Consider the following 19,954-nt stretch of genomic DNA (forward strand, 5'->3'; position numbering starts at 1 on the left):
CGGTGCCGTGGGCACTGCGGGCTTCTCGTGGAGCGGGTCCGGGCGGGGTCCTTACAGACCGACCTCGCGCACCGGGCGGGGTCCTTACAGACCGACCTCGCGCATCAGCATGCCGACCTCGGTGTTGGTCAGGCGGCGCAGCCAGCCGGACTTCTGGTCGCCCAGCTCGATGGGACCGAAGGAGGTCCGGACGAGCTTGTCGACGGGGAAGCCCGCCTCGGACAGCATGCGGCGGACGATGTGCTTGCGGCCCTCGTGGAGGGTCACCTCGACCATGTAGTTCTTGCCCACCTGGTCGACGACGCGGAAGTTGTCGGCGCGCGCCCAGCCGTCCTCCAGCTCGATGCCGTCCTTGAGCCGCTTGCCGATATCGCGCGGCAGGTTGCCGGTGATCGCGGCGACGTAGGTCTTCTGCACGCCGTACTTCGGGTGCGTGAGGCGGTGGGCCAGCTCACCGTGGTTGGTGAGCAGGATGATGCCCTCGGTCTCGGTGTCCAGCCGGCCGACGTGGAACAGCCGCGTCTCACGGTTGGTGACGTAGTCGCCCAGGCACTGGCGGCCGTCCGGGTCCTCCATGGTGGAGACGACACCGGCCGGCTTGTTCAGCGCGAAGAACAGGTACGACTGGGTGGCGACGGTCAGGCCGTCGACCTTGATCTCGTCCTTGGGCTGGACGCGCTTGCCCTGCTCGGTGACGATCTCGCCGTTGACCTCGACGCGGGCCTGCTCGATGAGCTCCTCGCAGGCGCGGCGCGAGCCCATGCCGGCCCGGGCGAGGACCTTCTGCAGGCGCTCCCCCTCCTGCTCGGCGCCCGGGAAGGTCTTCGGCGTCTTGATCACGGGCTTGTCGGCGTACCGGTCGCGCACGCGCTCCTCGATGCGCGCGTCCAGCTCGCGCGGCCGGGACTGGCCGCTGCGGCTGCCCGGACCGCGGCGCGGGCCGCCGGCGCCACCGACGCCGGGCGTCCTGGGGGCCTTGGGACCGCCCTTGGCGCCGCCGCGCGCGGCCGCGCCGCGGGCGCCGCGAGTGCGCTCGCCCTCGGGACCCACGTCGTAGCGGCGCTCCTCCGGACGGGGGTTGCGGGGCCGCTGCGGCGCCTGGTCGCGGTCACGGTCGCGCGAGCCTCCCTGGCCGCCGCCCTGGCCGCCGCGGTAGCCGCCGCCACCGCTGCCCGAACCGCCGGACCCTCCCCGGTGGCCGCCACCGCCGCCGGAGCCCCCGCGGTAGCCGCCGCCCTGGCTGCCGCCCCGGGCGCCACCGCGCCCGCCGCCGGAGCCTCCGCCGCTGTTCCTGTTGCCACCGTTGCCGTTGCCGCTGCTTCGCATCAAAGTTCCGTCGTCTTGTCGTCTTCATCGGTGTCCGGTGCGTCCGGATCGAACGACGGCACACCTTCCTGCGTCTCGGCTTCGATCGCGTCCGCCTCGGGGAGGAAGGGCGCGAGCTCCGGGAGCTCGTCCAGGCCGCGCAGGCCCATCCGCTCCAGAAAGTAGTTCGTCGTCCTGTACAGGATCGCACCTGTTTCGGGTTCCGTCCCCGCCTCCGCCACCAGACCGCGCTGGAGGAGGGTCCGCATGACCCCGTCGCAGTTGACTCCGCGCACCGCGGAGACCCGCGACCGGCTCACCGGCTGGCGGTACGCGACCACCGCCAGGGTCTCCAGGGCCGCCTGGGTGAGCCGGGCCTGCTGGCCGTCCAGGACGAAGCCCTCGACGGCCGGGGCGTACTGCGCCCGGGTGTAGAAGCGCCACCCGCCCGCGACGAGCCTCAGCTCGAAGCCCCTGCCCGCGGTGGTGTACTCGTCGGCGAGCTCGCGCAGCGCGGTCGCGACCTCGCGCGGGGTGCGCTCCAGCACCTTGGCGAGGTGCGCCTCGGTCGCGGGCTCGTCCACGACCATGAGGACGGCCTCCAGGGCGGGCTTCAGTTCCAGCTCGGCGACCGCGCCGGCGTCGCTGCTCAATCCTTCGCCTCCACGATCTGGTCGAACTCGTCGGTCACGGTCGGCATGCCGTCGCCGTCCCCGCCGCTCCAGCGGACGGTGAGGGTCCGCAGGGCCTCCTCCTGGTCGAGGGCGACCGCCTTCTCCCGGTAGAGCTCCAGCAGGGCCAGGAAGCGCGCCACGACGGTGAGGGTGTCCTCGGCGTCCTCGGTGAGTTCCTGGAAGGTGGCCTCGCCGCGCGCCTTCAGCATCCGCACCACCAGCCCGGCCTGCTCGCGCACGCTGACGAGGGGCGCGTGGATGTGGTCCACGTACACCTGGGGCTTGGCCCTGGGCTGCATGGCCTTGACGGCGAGCCGGGCGAACCCCTCCGCTCCGATGCTGATGACGACGTCGGGAAGCAGGTCGGCGTGGTGCGGCTCCAACCCCACCGTCCGGGGATAGCGACGGCCCTCGCTCTCCGCTCGCCGCTCGAAGATCTCGGCGATCTGCTTGTACGCGCGGTACTGGAGCAGGCGCGCGAAGAGCAGGTCCCGGGCCTCCAGGAGGGCGAGGTCGGCCTCGTCCTCGACCTCGGCCGCCGGCAGCAGCCGGGCGGCCTTCAGGTCGAGCAGGGTGGCGGCGACCACGAGGAACTCGGTGGTCTGGTCGAGGTCCCAGTCGGGCCCCATGGCCCGGATGTACGTCATGAACTCGTCGGTGACCTTGGACAGGGCGACTTCGGTGACGTCGAGCTTGTGCCGGGAGATCAGCTGGAGGAGCAGGTCGAAGGGCCCTTCGAAGTTGTCCAGCCGCAGCGTGAACCGCCCGTCGCCCCCGGTACCGCTTCCCGCTCCGGGCACGGGCTCCTCGCCCCGGCCCGCCGGCTCCGCGGCCGGCCCCTCGGCGGGCTGGGCCGGATCCGCGCGCCCGGGCCCGCCGGTGGCCGCTGCGGCCTCCGGCACCTCCGGGTCGGCCGCCGGGGCCCCGGCGGCCGCGCCGGGCCCGCGCCCCAGGCTCCGGCGGGCCGGGCGGGCGGCGTCGTGGCGGTGGGGCATGGCGGTCCAGGTGGGTACGGGAGGAACGGCAGGTCGGCCACAGGAAGCCTAGGCCCTGCCCGAACGTTTTCCCGCCCCGGCGGGCCGCGGGCCGAGCCCGGGGGCGGACGGCCCGCCGGCCGGGCGTGACCGGCGGCGGGGCCGGCGGCCCCTCGGCGCGCTCCGGACGCGGCGCCGTGCGCCGCGGACCGGCGGTCAGCGGCCGCGGAGGCGGCGGACCAGGATGCTGGCGTCCCCGCGGGACTCCAGGTCGGCGAGGACGACCGCCACCGCCTCGCGGACGATGCGGCCGCGGTCGACGGCCAGGCCGTGCTCTCCGCGCAACACCAGCCGCGCGTGCTCCAGGTCCATCAACTCCTCGGCGGAGACGTAGACCGTGATCTTCTCGTCGTGCCGCTCCCGGCCGCTGGGCCGCCGGTTGGCGCCGCGGCCCTGGCCCTTGCCCCGCCGGGTCGCCCCGGCCGGGGCGGCTGCCGCCCCGGGGGTCGGCCCGGCCGGACTGGCAGAACCTTCCTGCGCCCGCCTCGGCTGCCCCACCACGGGGCCACCTGTGTCCGTACCGGCCTCAGCCTCCCGGCTGCGGCCCGCTCCCGACGTGCCCCCGGCCGGAGCGGCCGAGTGTTCCGCGGCGGGCGCCTCGTCGGCCCCGCGGCGCGGCGAGGACGACTGGAGCGCCATCCCCCCCGGTCGTACGGAACAGTTCGTCGGCGCCGGGCAGACTCACTCGGCGTGACACCGGGCGAGCACCTCCCTGGCCAGCTGGCGATAGGCGGCGGCGCCGACGGAGTTGGACGCGTACGTCGTGATCGGCTCGCCGGCGACCGTGGTCTCCGGGAAGCGCACCGTCCGGCCGATGACCGTGTGGTAGACGTGGTCGTCGAAGGCCTCGACGACGCGCGCCAGCACCTCGCGGCTGTGCACCGTGCGGGAGTCGTACATGGTGGCGAGGATGCCGTCGAGCTCCAGCTCGGGGTTGAGCCGCTCCTGCACCTTCTCGATCGTCTCGGTCAGCAGCGCCACGCCGCGTAGCGCGAAGAACTCGCACTCCAGCGGGACGATGACCTTGTGAGCCGCCGTCAGGGCGTTCACGGTGAGCAGACCGAGCGAGGGCTGACAGTCGATCACGATGTAGTCGTAGTCGGCCATCAGGGGCTTCAGGGCCCGCTGCAGGGTGGACTCGCGCGCGACCTCGCTGACCAACTGCACTTCCGCAGCGGACAGGTCGATGTTGCTCGGCAGCAGGTCCATGTTGGGGACCGCCGTCTTGAGCAGCACCTCGTCGGCCGACATGCCCCGCTCCATGAGCAGGTTGTAGACCGTCAGGTCGAGTTCCATCGGGTTCACGCCGAGACCCACGGACAGCGCGCCCTGCGGGTCGAAGTCGACGAGCAGCACGCGGCGCCCGTACTCGGCCAGCGCGGCACCCAGGTTGATGGTCGACGTGGTCTTGCCCACGCCGCCCTTCTGGTTGCACATCGCGATGATCTTTGCCGGACCGTGGTCGGTCAGCGGACCCGGGATCGGGAAGTACGGGAGCGGGCGTCCGGTCGGGCCGATCCGCTCACGGCGCTGGCGGGCAGCGTCGGGGGCGAGGGTGGCCGCGTACTCGGGGTCCGGTTCGTACTCCGCGTCGGGGTCGTAGAAGTGCCCCTCGGGCACATTGTCGTAGTCGGCGAATCCCGTGGGCGTGTCGCCGCTCAGGTCGCCGGCCCTGGAGTTCACGTCTAGGCCGTCCATGCTCTTTTGGGGCGTCGTCATGTGCTGGTGGTTTGCGAAGGTGCGTACTGCGACGGAGCCGACAGCTTCGAGCCCGGCAGGACTCTGGCCCCGCTCAGGGACGCCTGCTCCACCACCCCCAGGAGTAAATGTCGACTCATTCACAAGTCGTCTTACCTCCTCGGACGTGACCAGGACACTTATCGATAGGTCAGCGTGGCACCATGCCGACGGTTGGCGACTCTATGGCGTGTCACCACTCAGCGGCAACACAATCCGCCGGACCCGGCACGATGTGTCGGCAACCGAACACCGCTCTGTCAAGGGCGTCCGAGCTGTCGCTGCGAAGTTTCGCGGGTGCGCGAAAGGGTTAAAGGCTTACGTTCGAGGCGAGTTGAGCGGAATCTCGGGGCGGTCGGCAAACACGTCCGGCCGGACCTTGCGGGCAAGGTCCGGCCGGATACGTGAGATTGACGTCAGTCGTTGACGGGTCAGCCGAGCAGCGTGCCGAGCTCAAGGGTCTGGAGACCGTGGGCCTCGGCGACCGGACCGTAAACGACCTGGCCATCATGGGTGTTGAGGCCCAGCGCGAGCGCGGGGTCACGGCGCAGCGCCTCGACCCAGCCGAGGTTCGCGAGCTGCACGATGTAGGGCAGCGTGGCGTTGGTCAGCGCGTAGGTGGAGGTGTTCGGCACCGCGCCCGGCATGTTGGCGACGCAGTAGAAGACCGAGTTGTGGACCTGGAAGGTCGGCTCGGCGTGGGTGGTCGGACGCGAGTCCTCGAAGCAGCCACCCTGGTCGATCGCGATGTCGACAAGTACACTTCCGGGCTTCATCTTGGCGACGAGCTCGTTGGTGACCAGCTTCGGGGCCTTCGCACCCGGGATCAGGACGGCGCCGATGACGAGGTCTGCCTCGATGACGGCCTTCTCCAGCTCGAAGGCGTTGGAGACGATCGTCTTGATCTTCGTGCCGAAGATCTTGTCGGCCTCGCGGAGCTTGTTGATGTCCTTGTCGAGCAGGGTCACGTGGAAGCCCATGCCGATGGCGATCTGCGCGGCGTTCCAGCCGGAGACGCCGCCGCCGATGACGACGCACTCGCCGGCGTGGGTGCCGGGGACGCCGCCGGGGAGGACGCCGCGGCCGCCGGCCGAGCGCATCAGGTGGTAGGCGCCGACCTGCGGGGCCAGCCGGCCCGCAACCTCGGACATCGGGGCGAGCAGCGGGAGCGCGCGGTTGGCGAGCTCGACCGTCTCGTAGGCGATGGCGGTGGTACCGGACTCCAGCAGGGCGTCCGTGCACTCGCGGGAGGCTGCCAGGTGAAGGTACGTGAAGAGGGTCTGGTCCTTGCGGAGGCGGTGGTACTCCTCCGCGATCGGCTCCTTGACCTTCAGCAGCAGGTCGGCAGTGGCCCAGACCTCGTCGGCGGTGGCGAGGATCTCCGCGCCGGCCGCGACGTACTCAGCGTCCGTGATCGAGGAGCCGACGCCGGCGTTCTGCTCGATGAAGACCTGGTGGCCGCCCCGGACCAGCTCATGCACGCCGGCGGGCGTGATGGCGACCCGGAACTCGTTGTTCTTGACCTCGCGGGGGATGCCGACCTTCATCGTCGATCACGGTCCTTGACTCAGGGGGAAATAACAGGGCACTTCCATACATACCCGCCCACAAGAGTGCGCAACGGGATGCACCACGAGATGGCGTGGTGAACCCAGTTTAATGAAGGATGAGTCGCTGTCTAGCCTTGCAAACCAATAATCTCAGTCGGATCCACTACGGATTTCGCAGGCGGCGGGGTCATCTCCGAGCAATCTGTCCGCGGCGGAGCGGTGCAGTCTCGCGGCCGCGGGGTCCCCGAGCCGGTCCAGCGTGTCGGCCAGCCGGACCTGCAGCGCGGCCTGAAGTCGCTGGTCGCCGGCCCGGCGCGCCAGCTCCACCGCCTCGCGGCAGGTGTGCAGGGATTCCTCGGGCCGACCGGCGTACTCCTGGATCCGCGCCATCTCACTCAACGCCTTGGCCTGGCCCGGGACATCGGCCAGTTTCCGGTAGCCCGCGGCGGCGGCCCGCCAGCTGCGCAGCGCGTCCCCGTACCGGCCCGCGTACGTGTGGACGTTGCCGAGCCGCCCGTACAGCCGGGCCTCGTCCGCGCGCTCCCCGCGCGAGAGGGCCTGGGCGAGCGCGCGGCCGAACCAATCGGAGGCCCGGTGCCAGTCGGCCAGCTCCTGGTACGCCCCGCCTACGGATTCCATCGCGCGGCCCGTCGCGTACGGGTCGTTCGCGGCCCGGCCCGCATCCAGGGCGGCCCGGTAGCGCTCCAGGGCCTCCTGGGTGCGGCCGGTCTCGGCGTCCAGGTCGGCCAGGTTCAGCAGGGCCGCGGCCTGTTCCCGGTGCAGACCGCGGCGCTCCGCCACGTCCAGGACCAAGCGGTGCAGCCCGTAGAGCTCGGGGGCGGCCTCCGTGGTGCCGCGGTGGTCCGCGAGGGCCCGCACGAGGGCGGCGACCAGCCGGCGGGCCAGGGTGTCCAGCTCGCCGTCGGCCACCGCCAGGGAGGCCGCGGCCGAGAGTGCCGGGAGCCGGGTGTCCAGCCAGACGGCGGCGGCCCGCCGGTCGGGGAACCGCAGGGCGCGCGGGAGGCCGTCCAGCAGCTCCTGGAGTTCGCCGTCGAGGCCGTCGCCCTCGGCCGCCGCCATGGCCCGGCACGAGTGCAGCAGCCGGACGGTGCGCTCCAGCATCCGGGCCCGGGCCAGCTGGACCTCGGCAGGACGCTCCTTGGCCTCCAGCAGCGCCCGGAGCATCGGGGTGAGGCAGCCGGGCAGCAGGAACAGCCCGTCGGAGGCGTGCCGGACGAGTCCCAGACCGGCGAAGTCGTCCAGTGTGGACTGGGCGGCGGCCACGGAGCAGCCGGCCAGCGCGGAGGCGGTGTGCGAATCGACGAGGCCTGCGGGGGCGAGCAAGAGCAGGCGCAGGGTGCGCTGGGCGGGCTGCGGCAGCGAGTCGTAGACGAGCCGGAAGGCGCGGCCGAGCGGCCCGCCGGCGCCGGCGGGCATGTCGTGGAGCTGTTTGGCCAGGTCGGAGACGGCGGCCTTGGGCCGGGCCGCGAGCCAGCCGCCGGCGAGTTCCAGGGCGGCCGGCTGGCCCCCGCACGCCTCGGCCAGGGACTCCACGGCCCGCGGGTCGGTGGTGATGCGGGTGTCGCCGATACGGCGGGCGAGCATCCCGACGGCGGAGACGGTGTCCAGGCCGCCGAGGGTGCAGGGGCGCACGTCGGGGATGCCGGTGAGCGGGCCCTCGGCGGTGACGACGACCAGGCATTCGGGGGTGTCCGGAAGCAAGGCGTCGACCTGGTGCGGATCGGCCGCGTCGTCGATCAGGATGATCGCCCGCCGCTCGTGGAGCGCGGTGCGCAGGGCCGAACTGAGCTCGTCCTCACCGGCGCCGGGCGGCGTGCGGTGCCCCAGCCCCGCCAGCAGGCCGCGCAGGGCCCGCTCGGTCGCCACGGTCTCCCCGCCGGGAGTCGTGAGCCTGGTCCGCAGCACCCCGTCGGGGTACTGGCCGCGGACCTCGCGCACGAACGTCTCCGCGAGGGCCGTCCGGCCGGATCCGGGACGTCCGGCGACGAGCAGCACGCGCGCCCGGGGGGCCTTGGCCTTCCGGCCGGAGAGGGTGTCGAGCCCGGTCCGCGCGATGTCCTCGCGCAGCTCCTTGAGCTCACGCCGCCGCCCGACGAAATCCGTCACGGATCCGCTCCTCTCCCTGCCTTCGGATGGCGAGCGTAGTTCACGCAGAGCGACGGCCCGTGTGGAGCGCGGCGGGGAAATCCCCCAATCGGATCAGCAGATGGTCGGTTTTTCCCTGCGGTGCCCGGCGGCGCCGTGCAGGGCGCCCCGGATGGGCCGGACCGCGGCCGACGGGCGGGGGCGCCGCTGCACGCAGCCGCCCCGCCGTCCCCCGCGGTCCCGCGCCGCCCGGCCGAGGGCGCGGCGGCCCGGCCGGGATGCCCGGATAGCGGCCGGGATGCCCGGCTACACCTCGTACGGGCGGGCCGGCCACGGGGCGAGGGCCGGGCGCAGGGCGTCGACGCCGCCGTCGGAGGCGAGTGCGGCGGACAGCGCCAGCACCCCGGCTACCAGCCCCGGGTTGCCGAGCTCGCCCGCCAGGATCCCCCGGGCCAGCTCCGCCAGCGGCACCCAGGTCACTTCCATGTCCGCCTCCTCCGAGCCGGACTCGGAGTAGCGCTCGCCGTCCGCCTCGGAGACACCGCGCGCGAGGAAGACCCGGATCGCCTCGTCCGACCCGCCGGGCGAGGCGTAGAAATCGACCAGCACCCGCCAGTCCTCCGCCTTGACGTGCGCCTCCTCGTAGAGCTCGCGCTGAGCGCCGACCAGCGGGTTCTCCCCGGGGACGTCCAGCAGTCCGGCCGGCAGCTCCCACAGCCTGCGCCGCACCGGGTGCCGGTACTGGCTGAGGACCAGGACCCGCCCCTCCTCGTCCAGCGCGAGCACGCACACCGAGCCGGGGTGCACCTGGTAGTCGCGGCGGGCGGTCGAGCCGTCCGGCATCCGGACCTCGTCGGAGTCCACCGCCGTCTTGGCGCCCTGGAAGGGCCGCCGGGTCGACAGTGTCTCCCAGGATTCCGACGTGTCCTTGATGATCATGCCCCGAAGTCCTCCACAACGCGCGACGACCGGGGCACGGATCCTTGTCCGTACCCCGGCCGTCTACGTTATGCGGTCAGGCACTCACTTGGCGGCCTGCTGCCGCTCCACGGCCGCCTTGACCAGACCTGCGAACAGCGGGTGCGGGCGGGTCGGGCGCGAGCGCAGCTCCGGGTGGGCCTGGGTGGCCACCAGGTAGGGGTGGACCTCACGCGGGTACTCGACGTACTCGACGAGCTTGTTGTCCGGGGAGGTGCCGGAGAAGACGAGGCCGGCCTTCTTCTCCAGCTCGCCGCGGTAGGCGTTGTTGACCTCGTAGCGGTGGCGGTGGCGCTCGTCCACGTAGGCCTCGTCGCCGTAGACCTCGCGCACGATGGAGCCCTCGGCGAGCTTCGCCGGGTACATGCCCAGGCGCATGGTGCCGCCCAGGTCGCCGGCGCCCTCGACGAAGGCCAGCTGCTCCTCCATGGTCGAGATGACCGGGTGCGGGGTGGAGGCGTCGAACTCGGTGGAGTTGGCGTCCTCGATACCCGCGAGGTTGCGCGCGGCCTCGATGACCACGCACTGCAGGCCCAGGCACAGGCCGAGCAGCGGGATCTTGTTCTCGCGGGCGTAGGTGATCGCGCCGACCTTGCCGTTCACGCCGCGGTCGCCGAAGCCGCCGGGCACGCAGATCGCGTCCACGTCGGACAGCTGGGCCGCCGCGCCGGCGGGGGTCCGGCAGTCGTCGGAGGTGACCCACTTGATCTGGACGCGGGCCTTGTTGGCGAAGCCGCCGGCGCGCAGCGCCTCGGTCACCGACAGGTAGGCGTCGGGCAGGTCGATGTACTTGCCGACGAGCGCGACCTTGACCTCGTGGTCGGGGTTGTGGACCCGGTCGAGGAGGTCCTCCCAGACGGTCCAGTCGACGTCGCGGAAGGGCAGGTCCAGCTTGCGGACGACATACGCGTCCAGGCCCTCGGTGTGCAGGACCTTGGGAATGTCGTAGATCGACTTGGCGTCGATGGCCGCGACCACGGCCGCCTCGTCCACGTCGCACATCAGCGAGATCTTGCGCTTGATGCTGGTGGGCACGTCGCGGTCGGCGCGCAGCACGATGGCGTCGGGCTGGATGCCGATGTTGCGCAGGGCGGCGACGGAGTGCTGGGTCGGCTTGGTCTTCAGCTCGCCGGAGGGGCCGATGTAGGGCAGCAGCGAGATGTGCACGACGAAGACGTTGTCCCGGCCGACCTCGTGGCGGACCTGGCGGACGGTCTCCAGGAACGGCAACGACTCGATGTCGCCGACGGTGCCGCCGACCTCGGTGATGACGACGTCGACGTCGTCGGTCGCCATGCGGCGGATGCGGTGCTTGATCTCGTTGGTGATGTGCGGGATGACCTGCACGGTGTCGCCGAGGTACTCGCCGCGCCGCTCCTTGGCGATGACGGTGTTGTACACCTGGCCGGTGGTGACGTTGGCCGAGCCGTCGAGGTCGACGTCGAGGAAGCGCTCGTAGTGGCCGATGTCCAGGTCGGTCTCCGCGCCGTCGTTGGTGACGAACACCTCACCGTGCTGGAACGGGTTCATCGTGCCGGGGTCGACGTTCAGGTACGGGTCGAGCTTCTGCATGGTGACCCGCAGACCGCGCGCCTTCAGGAGCGCACCCAGGCTGGAGGCCGTCAGGCCCTTGCCGAGGGAGGAAGCGACACCCCCGGTGACGAAGATGTGCTTGGTCGTCATGGATTTGGGCGGCATCGCCAAGAGGGGGCTCCCGTGGTCGCGAAGTGAGGTGCTTCCAGCGCCGGCCACCATCGATCCGGAAGGGTTTCAGGGGGCGCCGAAGCTGCGGTTTCGGGGCCCCTGATTCGCACAGGCAGACCACCGGTCCACGGGGTACCAGCCTATCAGCGCCCGGACCGGTCCGCCTCCGGCCACGCGCCGTCGACGGCTCGTAGCAGAGCGCCGAAGTGCGCCGGGGCGGCAGTCGCGCGACTCACCCGTTCGGCCCAACGGCATTGCCCGCGGCCTGGAGAAGATCACTAGGGTGCCGTCATATCCTGCTCGGATATTGCACACATCACCGCCGGGCAGTCCGTCGGACGGCCTAACCGAGCCGATATACGGAATCATGGGCTCACGCGGGGATCCCTGCACACAGGAGACCGCGCAGACGCGCAATGCAAGCGCCCTTCGGGGCGGACGTGGCCGTTCGACTGGAGATGCACGTGTCCGGGCGCATCGAGGATTACGCACTGATCGGGGACATGCAGACCGCGGCACTGGTCTGCCGGGACGGGGCTGTGGACTGGCTGTGCCTGCCCCGCTTCGACTCCCATGCCGTGTTCGCGAGCATTCTCGGCACCGAGGATCACGGGTTCTGGCGGATCGGGCCGGTGTTCCCGGCGGGCTCCGAGGCCCCGCGCGCCACCCGCCGACGCTACCGCGGCGACTCGCTGGTGCTGGAGTCCGAGTGGGACACCCCGCGGGGCAGCGTCCGGGTGATCGACTTCATGCCGCCGCGCGAGCACCACGCCCCGCAGCTGATCCGCATCGTCGAAGGCCTCGGCGGGCGCGTCCCCATGCGCTCGACCCTGCGGATGCGCTTCAGCTACGGGCGGGTGGTGCCGTGGGTGCACAAGGTCGACGGACGCACTGTGGCCGTCGCCGGGCCCGACTCGGTCTGGCTGGACACCGACGCGGAGACCTACGGCAAGGACCTCACGACGTACGCGGACTTCACCGTCGGGCCCGGCGACCGGGTCGCCTTCAGCATCAGCTGGCAGGCCTCGCACCGCGGGGCACCCGAGGCCCCCGACGCCGAGGCGGCCCTGGAGTCGACCGCCGAGTTCTGGCGCGAGTGGGTGGACCAGTGCACCTACCACGGGCCCTACCGGGAAGCCGTGGTCCGCTCCCTGATCACGCTCAAGGCCCTCACGTACGGCCCCACGGGCGGGATCGTCGCCGCGCCGACCACCTCCCTCCCGGAAGAGATCGGCGGGGTCCGCAACTGGGACTACCGCTACACCTGGCTGCGGGACGCGGCCATCACCCTCTCCTCACTTCTGCGCACCGGCTACCGCGAGGAGGCCCGCGCCTGGCGCGAGTGGCTGCTGCGCGCGGTGGCCGGCGACCCGGAGAACCTGCAGATCATGTACGGGATCGCGGGCGAGCGGGAGCTCGGCGAGACCGAGCTGGACTGGCTTCCCGGCTACGAGGGCTCGCGCCCGGTCCGGGTCGGCAACGGCGCTGCGGGCCAGCTCCAGCTCGACGTGTACGGCGAGGTCACCGAAGCCCTCCACCTGGGCCACATGACCGGCCTGGCCCGCAGCGACTACGCCTCGGTGCTCCAGCTCAAGCTGATCCGCTACCTGGAGACGCACTGGTCGGAGCCGGACGAGGGCATCTGGGAGGTGCGCGGCCCGCGCCGGCACTTCGTGCACTCGAAGGTGATGGCGTGGGTGGCCGTGGACCGCACGATCAAGCTGATCGAGAGCGGGGACGCGGACGGACCGCTGGAGCGGTGGCGGGAGCTGCGCGACGAGATCCACCAGGACGTGTGCGAGAAGGGCTACGACAAGGAACGCAACACCTTCACGCAGTCGTACGGGTCCAAGGAGCTGGACGCCTCGCTGCTGCTGATCCCGCAGATGGGGTTCCTGCCCCCGGACGACAAGCGGGTGATCGGCACCATCGAGGCGATCCAGCGCGAGCTGTCCACGGCAGACGGCTTCATCCTGCGTTACCCGACGGCCGGTGAGGAAGCCGGCGTGGACGGCCTCGAAGGTGACGAAGGGGCCTTCCTCGCCTGCTCGTTCTGGATGGCCGACGACCTGGCGATGATCGGCCGGGTGGACGAGGCGCGGCGGCTGTTCGAGCGGCTGCTGGCGCTGCGCAACGACCTGGGCCTGCTGGCGGAGGAGTGGGACCCGCGGCTCCAGCGTCAGGTGGGCAACTTCCCGCAGGCGTTCAGCCACGTTCCGCTGATCGACACGGCACTGCGGCTGACCGCGAGCGGGGCGTACGGCGGCTGAGGGGCCCGCGCGCTCCTGACCCGACGGCGGTGCGGGCGGGCGCGGTGTTCACCGCGCCCCGGTGATCCTCCGGGCCTAGGCTGGAAGGGTCTTATGCCCTCCGTCTGTTGGAAGGGGGCAGCCATGGCTCCCCTCTCGAAGGCGGGCGCGGCCCTGACCGCGCTCCGCGAGGATCTGTCCGGCGAGGTGTTCGCTCCGGAGGATCCGGGCTACGACGAGGCCCGGACCGTCTTCAACGCGATGATCGACCGAAGGCCCGCCGTCATCGCCCAGTGCGAGAGCGCGGAGGACGTGGTCACCGCCGTGCGCTTCGCGAGGGACCTGGACCTGAAGATCGCGGTGCGCGGCGGCGGGCACAGCGTCTCCGGTTCCGCTCTCGGCGATGGAGCCCTGGTGGTCGACCTGCGCCGGATGCACGAGGTCACCGTCCACCCGGGTGCTCGCGCGGTTCGGATCGAGGGCGGGGCGACGATGAGCCACCTGGACCGGGCCTGCGCCCCGTACGGCCTGGCCACCACCGGCGGCCGGGCCTCCACCACCGGGGTGGGCGGCTTCGTCCTGGGGGGCGGCAGCGGCTGGCTGGACCGCGCCTGTGGGCTGGCCGTGGACAACCTGCTGGGCGTGGAGCTGGTGACCGCCGACGGCTCGGTCGTGGAGACCACCGCGGAGGAGCACCCCGAGCTGTTCTGGGCCCTGCACGGCGGCGGCGGCAACTTCGGCGTGGCCACCGCGATCACCCTGCGGCTGCACGAACTGCCCGCCATGGCGATCGCGTTCGTCCTGTACCTGCCGGAGAACGGCCCCGAGGTGGTGCGGACCTACCGGGACCTCATCGAGGCCGGGCCGGCGGAGGCGAGCGGGGGCGTGATCTACCTGACCGGCCCTCCGGACGACGACTTCGTGCCCCCGCACCTCGCGGGGAAGCTGCTGTGCGCGGCGCTGCTGACGTACGCGGGCCCGGAGGAGCGGCTGCGGCGGCTCGCCGAGCCGCTGCTCGCGGTGCCGCACGAGGCGGCGATGGTCACCGGCATCGCGTACGCCGACCTCCAGTGCATGATCGACGACCCGCCGGGGATGCGGAACTACTGGTCGGCCGAGTACCTGACCGGCGCACCCGACGCGTACGTGGACGTGTTCTGCTCCCGTGCCTCGTCGATGCCGGTGCCCACCGGAACCCAGCACATCCTGTTCCCGCAGGGCGGCGCGATCGCCTCCGGCCCGGCCGACTATCCGGTGCCGTACCGGGACTCCCCCTGGGCGGTGCACCCGTTCGGGATCTGGGAGGATCCGGCCGACGACGAACGCTGCCGGCAGTGGGTCAAGGACGTCCGCGCGGACGCGCAGCCGTGGAGCACCGGCGCGGTGTACCTGAACTTCACCGGGGACGAGGGCGCGGACCGGGTGGTCTCCGGACTCGGCGCGGACAACATGCGGCGGCTGGGGCGGGTGAAGCGCCAGTACGACCCGGACAACGTCTTCCGCTTCAACCACAACATCCGCCCGGCCTGACCCCCTGGTAGCGTCCCGCGACATGGAGAACCAGGGCGGGATCACCGTTCAGCGGGCACTGGAACTGCCGGGGCTGCGCAGCGGTCTGCCGGAGGTGGTGGCCTGCGCCGACCGGCTGGGCCGCACGGTCCGCTGGGTGCACGCGGGCGAGGTGCCGAACATCGCCTCCCTGCTCAAGGGCGGCGAACTGCTGCTGACCACGGGCCTGGGCCTGGGCGCCCGGCCCGCCGAGCAGCGGGCCTTCGTACGCCGCCTCGCGGACCGGGGCATCGCCGCGCTGGTCGTCGAGCTGGGCCCGCGGTTCACGCGGCTGCCCGCGACGATCGTGGAGACGGCGCGCGCCGCGGGACTGCCTCTGGTGCAGCTCCACCGGGAGGTCCCCTTCGTCACGGTCACCGAAGAGGTCCACACCGAGATCGTCAACGGCCACTACGCCCTGCTCCAGCGGGCCGAGGAAGTCCACCGGCGGTGCACGGAGGCCCTGTTGGGCGGCGGCGGCATCCCGCAGGTCCTGCGCATCCTGGCCGACTTCACGGGGAACCCGGTGTTCCTGGAGACCCCCGAGGGGCAGTTGCTGTACGCGGCTGCCAGCGCGGCTGGGGACCCGGGGGCGGACCCGCTCCAGGTGTGGGAGGGGCTGCGCGGCCAGCGCGAGGCCGAGCCGTCGGCGAACACTGTGGTGATCGACGTACCGGGCGGTGGCCACGGCTCGGGCTCGGTCCGGGCCCGGGTCGTCCTGGTCGGCGTCTCGGCCCCGCTGCTGCCGGTGCACCGGATGGCGGCGGAGCGTACGGCGGGCGTGCTGGCCGTGGTCCTGATGCAGGCGCGGCAGGAGGAGGAGCTGGCGGCGCGCGGCCGCGGCGACTTCCTGACCGACCTGGCGGAGGGCCGCATCTCGGCGGAGGACGCGCCGGCGCAGGCCCGCGTGCTGGGTTTCAGGCCGGGTGCCGGGCCGCTGCTTCCGGTGGTCATGCGACTGTCGGACCTCGGTCCGTCGGGCAATTGGGCCGTGCTGGCGAGGGCGGTGCTGGAGGAGCTGTCGTCCGTCGGGGTCCCGTTCCTGCTGGGCGTCCGGCCGGTCGAGGGCCGGGTACCGCTGCTGGTGTCGCTGCGGGCCGAGTCGGAGCGCACCGCGGTCGCCGACCGGGTCGCTGCGGCGCTGCGGGCGGGTGTCGAACGCGCGGGCCTGGACCGGGCCACCGCCCCGCCGGCCGTGGTCGTCGGCGTGGCGGGCGGCTGGGCGGCCGCCTCGTCGGGGCTGCGGCACGCCGCCGAGACCGCCACGGCGGCCCACGGGCTGCCGGCCCGGCCCTGGTACGACGCCCGGCGTCTGGACATCGACCTGCTGCTCTGGCGGCTGCGCGAACACCCGGACCTGGCGGCCTTCGTGGACCGGGCGATCGGCCCGCTGCGCGCGCACGACGGGGCCTCGCGGCCGCCGCTGCTGCCCACGTTGGAGACGTACCTGGCCCATGCGGGCCGCAAGGCGGAGACGGCCCGTGAGCTCCACCTGAACCGGCAGACCCTCTACAACCGGCTGGCCCGCATCTCGGAGCTGCTGGGCACGGATCTGGACGACCCGGAAACGGTCCTCTCGCTGAGCCTCGCCCTTCGCGCCCGCCGCCACGCCGGCCCTTCCTGACGCGTCCTCTCGCCCCTCGCCGCCGGGGCTGAGCCGCACCGTCCCGGACCGGACCCGCCGTCCCCGACCCGCCGGCCCGGCCCCGCCCCATCGGCCCCGCCCCATCGGCCCCGCCCCATCGCCTCGCCGCATCGCCTCGCCGCCGTTTCGCTGGGGGTGTGCCGCCGGCGGACAGACCCTAGCGGCGGGTGCGTTCCGTCAGTTCGTCGTAGACGGACAGGATCTGGGCCACCGTGTCGTCCTCCGACGGCCACGTCGCGGCCTGGACGCGCCCGGCGGCGGCCAGATCGGCCCGGCGGGCCGGATCGGCCAGGAGGCCGGTCACGGCCGAGGCGAGGGCCCCCGCCTCCCCCGGCGGGACGAGCACCGCACCCTCCCCCACCAGCTCCGGGACGCCCCCCACCGCCGTGGCCACCAGCGGTACGCCCGCCCGGAGCGCCTCCTGCGCCGGCAGGGCCCGGGCCTCCCACCGGCTCGGGAGGACCGCCAGGTCGGCCGCCGCCAGCAGGTGCGCCGCATCCCGGCGCCGTCCGAGCAGCCGGACCGGGAGCCCCTCCGCCTCGATCCGCCGGGCGAGTTCGGTCCGCAACGGCCCTTCGCCGGCGATCACCAGCAGCGGCGTCGGCTCCAGCGCCCGCCACTCCCGCGCCGCGTCCAGCAGGACGGAGTATCCGCGGTGCGCGACGAGGCTGCCGACCGTGACGAGCAACGGCCGCTCCATGACCCCGAGTTCCGCCCGCAGTTTGCCTGGGTCGGTCACCCCTTCCGGAGCCGACGGGAAGGCGACGGGTGCCAGCCGCGCGTCCCTGGCGCCCCGCTGCCGCGCCAGATCCACCAGGTCCGAGGAGGCGCCGAGCACCACCGCGGCGGCCCGCGCCACGCGCCGTTCCAGCATCCGGCTCAGCCGCCCGAGCGCTCCGGGCACCGACCGGCCTTCGCCGTGCCAGCTCACCACCAACGGCACCCGGCGCCCGCGCAGGGCCAGCGCGGCCCGCAGGCCGGCCTTCACCCCGTGCGCGTGCACGACGTCCGCACCGGCGCACGCGGCCCGCAGCACGCTCACCGCGTCGGGCGCGAACTCCGCCCCGGCGCCGGTGAAGTCGTACTCCCCCTCCGCCCGGACGGGTGCGCACACCGTGACCCGCACCCCGCGCGCGGCGAGCCCGGTGGCGAGTGATCGGACGTGAGCGCAGCTGCCCGCGCCCGCACCGTCGCCGAGTACGTGGACGGTGCGCAGCGGGCGCCCGTAGGGCTGTGCCGCGGCGGAGGTGGAGACCGGGGAGCTGCTCACGGGCCGAAGCTCCAGGGGGGAGGGAAGAGTGCAGAGACGTCGCCCAGAATGCCAGTCCGCACGCGCGTTCCGGGACCATACGGGTGCGGATCCTGTGCGAGATACGGTCGCAGGCCCGACGGCCTCACCCACAGGGCGTAAGTGGAATCCGGAGAGTGACGTGCCGATCGGTCCACTTCGGGTCCGAAACGGTCTTTCGCGGTCAAACGGAGGACCCGGAACGCCATGCGGTCCGGGCCCTCGGGGATGCGCGCGTTCACCCGTCGGCGCGCGCCGCGGCCAGGAGTTCCTCGGCGTGCGCCCGTGCGGAGACGGAGTCCTCGTGCCCGGCGAGCATGCGCGACAGCTCCCGCACCCGGTCCTCCCCCTCCAGGACGGTGACGCCGCTGCGGGTGACCGAACCGTCGTTGGTCTTCTCCACCAGCAGTTGCCGGTCGGCGAAGGCCGCCACCTGCGGCAGGTGTGTGACGACCACGACCTGCGCCGACCTGGCCAACTGCGCCAGGCGCCGGCCGATCTCGACGGCCGCCTTGCCGCCGACGCCTGCGTCGACCTCGTCGAAGAGGTAGGTGGGCACCGGGTCGGTACCCGCGAAGACGACCTCGACGGCGAGCATCACGCGGGACAGCTCGCCGCCGGAGGCGCCCTTGGCGATCGGCCGCGGTTGGGCGCCCGGATGCGGGGCCAGCAGCAACTCCACCTCGTCGGCGCCGGACGGCCCGCAGGCGACCGGACGGCCGCCCACCTCAACTCCTTCGGGGTCCTCCGTCTGCCGGATGTCGATCGTCACCCGGGCGTGCGGCATCGCCAGCGATGCCAGCTCCTGTGTCACCGCGGCGGCGAAGCGGCTGGCCGCCTCCACCCGGGCGTCGGTCAGCGTCTGCGCCAGCAGGGACAGTTCGGACCGCAGCCCGTCGCGTTCCGCGGTCAGCTCGGTGATCCGCTCGTCGTCGCCGTCCAGTTCCAGCAGCCGCGCCGCACCCTGTTCGGCCCACTCCAGCACGGCGTCCACGGTGCCCGCGGTGCCGTACTTGCGCGTCAGCTGGGTCAGGGCGGCCCGGCGCTCCTCCACCGCGGCCAGCCGCAGCGGATCGGCGTCGAGGTCGTCGGCGTAGCCCGCCAGTTCGCCCGCCACGTCCGACATCAGGATGCCGAGCTCGCCGATCCGCTCGGCGAGCGCGCCGAGCGCCGGGTCGTGCGACCGTACGGATTCCAGCGCCCGGTGGGCTCCCGCCACGAGCATGTTCGCGTCGATGGCCTCGGGGTCCTCGGGGTTGCCCGCGAGCGCGGCGTGCGCCGCCTGGGCGGCCTGGGCCAGCGCCTCGGCGTGCCCGAGCCGCTCCGCCTCGGCCGCCAGTTCGACGTCCTCGCCGGCCACCGGCTCCACGGCCGCGATCTCGTCGAGCCCGAAGCGCAGCAGATCGGCTTCCTGGGCCCGCTCCCGGGCCCGGGTGGTGATCTCGTCGAGCTCCACCGCGACCGCCCGGAGCCTGCGGTAGGCCGAGCCGTACTTCTCCAGCGGGACGGCGACGGCGTCTCCGGCGTACCGGTCGAGCGCCTGCCGCTGCCGGGCCGGCCGGAGCAGGCCCTGCTGGTCGGTCTGCCCGTGGACGGCGACCAGGTCGTCCGCGAGTTCGCCGAGCAGGCCGACGGGCACGGAACGGCCGCCGACGTGGGCACGTGAGCGCCCCTCGGCGGACACGGTCCGGCTGATCAGCAGGGCACCGTCGTCGAGCTCGGCGCCCGCCTCCTCGGCACGCACCGCGGCAGGGGCGTCCGGACGCATGACGATGCGGCCCTCGACCACCGCCGCCTTGGCCCCGATCCGCACCAGGGCCGGGTCGGCACGCCCGCCGAGCAGCAGCCCGAGACTGGTGACGACCATCGTCTTGCCCGCACCGGTCTCGCCGGTCACCGCGGTGAAACCGGGCGACAGCTCGACCACCGCGTCGTCGATGACCCCGAGCGACCGTATCCGCATCTCCTCAAGCACGGGACGACGATACCGAGGTTTCCCGAGTGCCATGTGACGTCACCCGCCCGGAATTCTTCGAACGCGTGTGCTATTAGGGCTCTCGGCTCCGGCACCGGGCGGCAACGCCCTTGAACCCGGCGGGGCTTGCGGGCGCCGGGGCTGCTTCCGCCCCGGACGCC

Annotated in this window: 13 protein-coding genes and 1 pseudogene; 3 read left to right on the forward strand and 11 right to left on the reverse strand. The window is 72.9% G+C overall.

All coding sequences use genetic code 11. The features are described from left to right. Positions 1 to 84: 84 nt before the first annotated feature. From R4Z63_RS06795 to pyrG, 9 genes and pseudogenes are all read right to left on the reverse strand, one after another. Positions 85 to 1,326 carry a pseudouridine synthase gene (locus tag R4Z63_RS06795; protein WP_384456484.1) on the reverse strand — a complete coding sequence of 414 codons (1,242 nt, stop codon included), beginning with the start codon at positions 1,324 to 1,326 and terminating at the stop codon, positions 85 to 87. Beyond that, complete coding sequence (gene scpB / locus R4Z63_RS06800; RefSeq protein WP_384456486.1) at positions 1,326 to 1,958, reverse strand: SMC-Scp complex subunit ScpB; 633 nt, start codon at positions 1,956 to 1,958, stop codon at positions 1,326 to 1,328. The genes R4Z63_RS06795 and scpB overlap by 1 nt, the downstream gene beginning before the upstream one ends. Continuing rightward, positions 1,955 to 2,974: a segregation and condensation protein A gene (locus R4Z63_RS06805; RefSeq protein WP_491522523.1), complete on the reverse strand. Its 1,020-nt coding sequence runs from the start codon at positions 2,972 to 2,974 to the stop codon at positions 1,955 to 1,957. Before R4Z63_RS06805 ends, scpB begins: the two co-directional genes overlap by 4 nt. Positions 2,975 to 3,169: 195 nt before the next feature. Next, positions 3,170 to 3,698 (reverse strand): annotated as a pseudogene (locus R4Z63_RS06810) (hypothetical protein). Continuing rightward, the gene (locus R4Z63_RS06815; RefSeq protein ID WP_225884681.1) at positions 3,695 to 4,732 is read right to left on the reverse strand and encodes a ParA family protein; all 1,038 of its coding nucleotides are present in this window, start codon (positions 4,730 to 4,732) and stop codon (positions 3,695 to 3,697) included. Before R4Z63_RS06815 ends, R4Z63_RS06810 begins: the two are co-directional and overlap by 4 nt. A gap of 449 nt (positions 4,733 to 5,181) precedes the next feature. Next, entirely contained in the window at positions 5,182 to 6,297 is a 1,116-nt protein-coding gene (gene ald / locus R4Z63_RS06820) for an alanine dehydrogenase (RefSeq protein WP_037925632.1), read from the reverse strand. Positions 6,298 to 6,450: 153 nt separating this feature from the next. Beyond that, positions 6,451 to 8,427, reverse strand: coding sequence for a tetratricopeptide repeat protein (locus tag R4Z63_RS06825; RefSeq protein WP_384454973.1), 1,977 nt, complete (start codon positions 8,425 to 8,427; stop codon positions 6,451 to 6,453). Between the two features lie 285 nt (positions 8,428 to 8,712). Beyond that, positions 8,713 to 9,345 carry an NUDIX domain-containing protein gene (locus R4Z63_RS06830; protein WP_304949920.1) on the reverse strand — a complete coding sequence of 211 codons (633 nt, stop codon included), beginning with the start codon at positions 9,343 to 9,345 and terminating at the stop codon, positions 8,713 to 8,715. Positions 9,346 to 9,429: 84 nt separating this feature from the next. Then, a complete protein-coding gene (gene pyrG, locus R4Z63_RS06835; RefSeq protein ID WP_384454976.1) occupies positions 9,430 to 11,082 on the reverse strand; it encodes a CTP synthase in 1,653 nt (550 codons plus the stop codon). Between the two features lie 446 nt (positions 11,083 to 11,528). Between pyrG and R4Z63_RS06840 the strand changes: the two genes are divergently transcribed. The 3 genes from R4Z63_RS06840 to R4Z63_RS06850 all read left to right on the forward strand — a co-directional run bounded on the left by R4Z63_RS06840 (position 11,529) and on the right by R4Z63_RS06850 (position 16,509). After that, entirely contained in the window at positions 11,529 to 13,358 is a 1,830-nt protein-coding gene (locus tag R4Z63_RS06840; protein WP_172671373.1) for a glycoside hydrolase family 15 protein, read from the forward strand. Positions 13,359 to 13,481: 123 nt separating this feature from the next. Then, positions 13,482 to 14,867, forward strand: a complete 1,386-nt coding sequence (locus R4Z63_RS06845) for an FAD-binding oxidoreductase (protein ID WP_384454978.1) — start codon at positions 13,482 to 13,484, stop codon at positions 14,865 to 14,867. A gap of 22 nt (positions 14,868 to 14,889) precedes the next feature. Then, the gene (locus R4Z63_RS06850; protein ID WP_384454980.1) at positions 14,890 to 16,509 is read left to right on the forward strand and encodes a PucR family transcriptional regulator; all 1,620 of its coding nucleotides are present in this window, start codon (positions 14,890 to 14,892) and stop codon (positions 16,507 to 16,509) included. Between the two features lie 178 nt (positions 16,510 to 16,687). On the opposite strand, the gene R4Z63_RS06855 is transcribed toward R4Z63_RS06850, so the two are convergent. Beyond that, complete coding sequence (locus R4Z63_RS06855; RefSeq protein WP_037925621.1) at positions 16,688 to 17,800, reverse strand: glycosyltransferase family 4 protein; 1,113 nt, start codon at positions 17,798 to 17,800, stop codon at positions 16,688 to 16,690. 256 nt (positions 17,801 to 18,056) lie between these two features. Next, a complete protein-coding gene (gene recN / locus R4Z63_RS06860) occupies positions 18,057 to 19,781 on the reverse strand; it encodes a DNA repair protein RecN (RefSeq protein ID WP_037925618.1) in 1,725 nt (574 codons plus the stop codon). Positions 19,782 to 19,954: the final 173 nt, after the last annotated feature.

It is taken from the genome of Streptomyces sp. PL-29, from assembly GCF_058344425.1.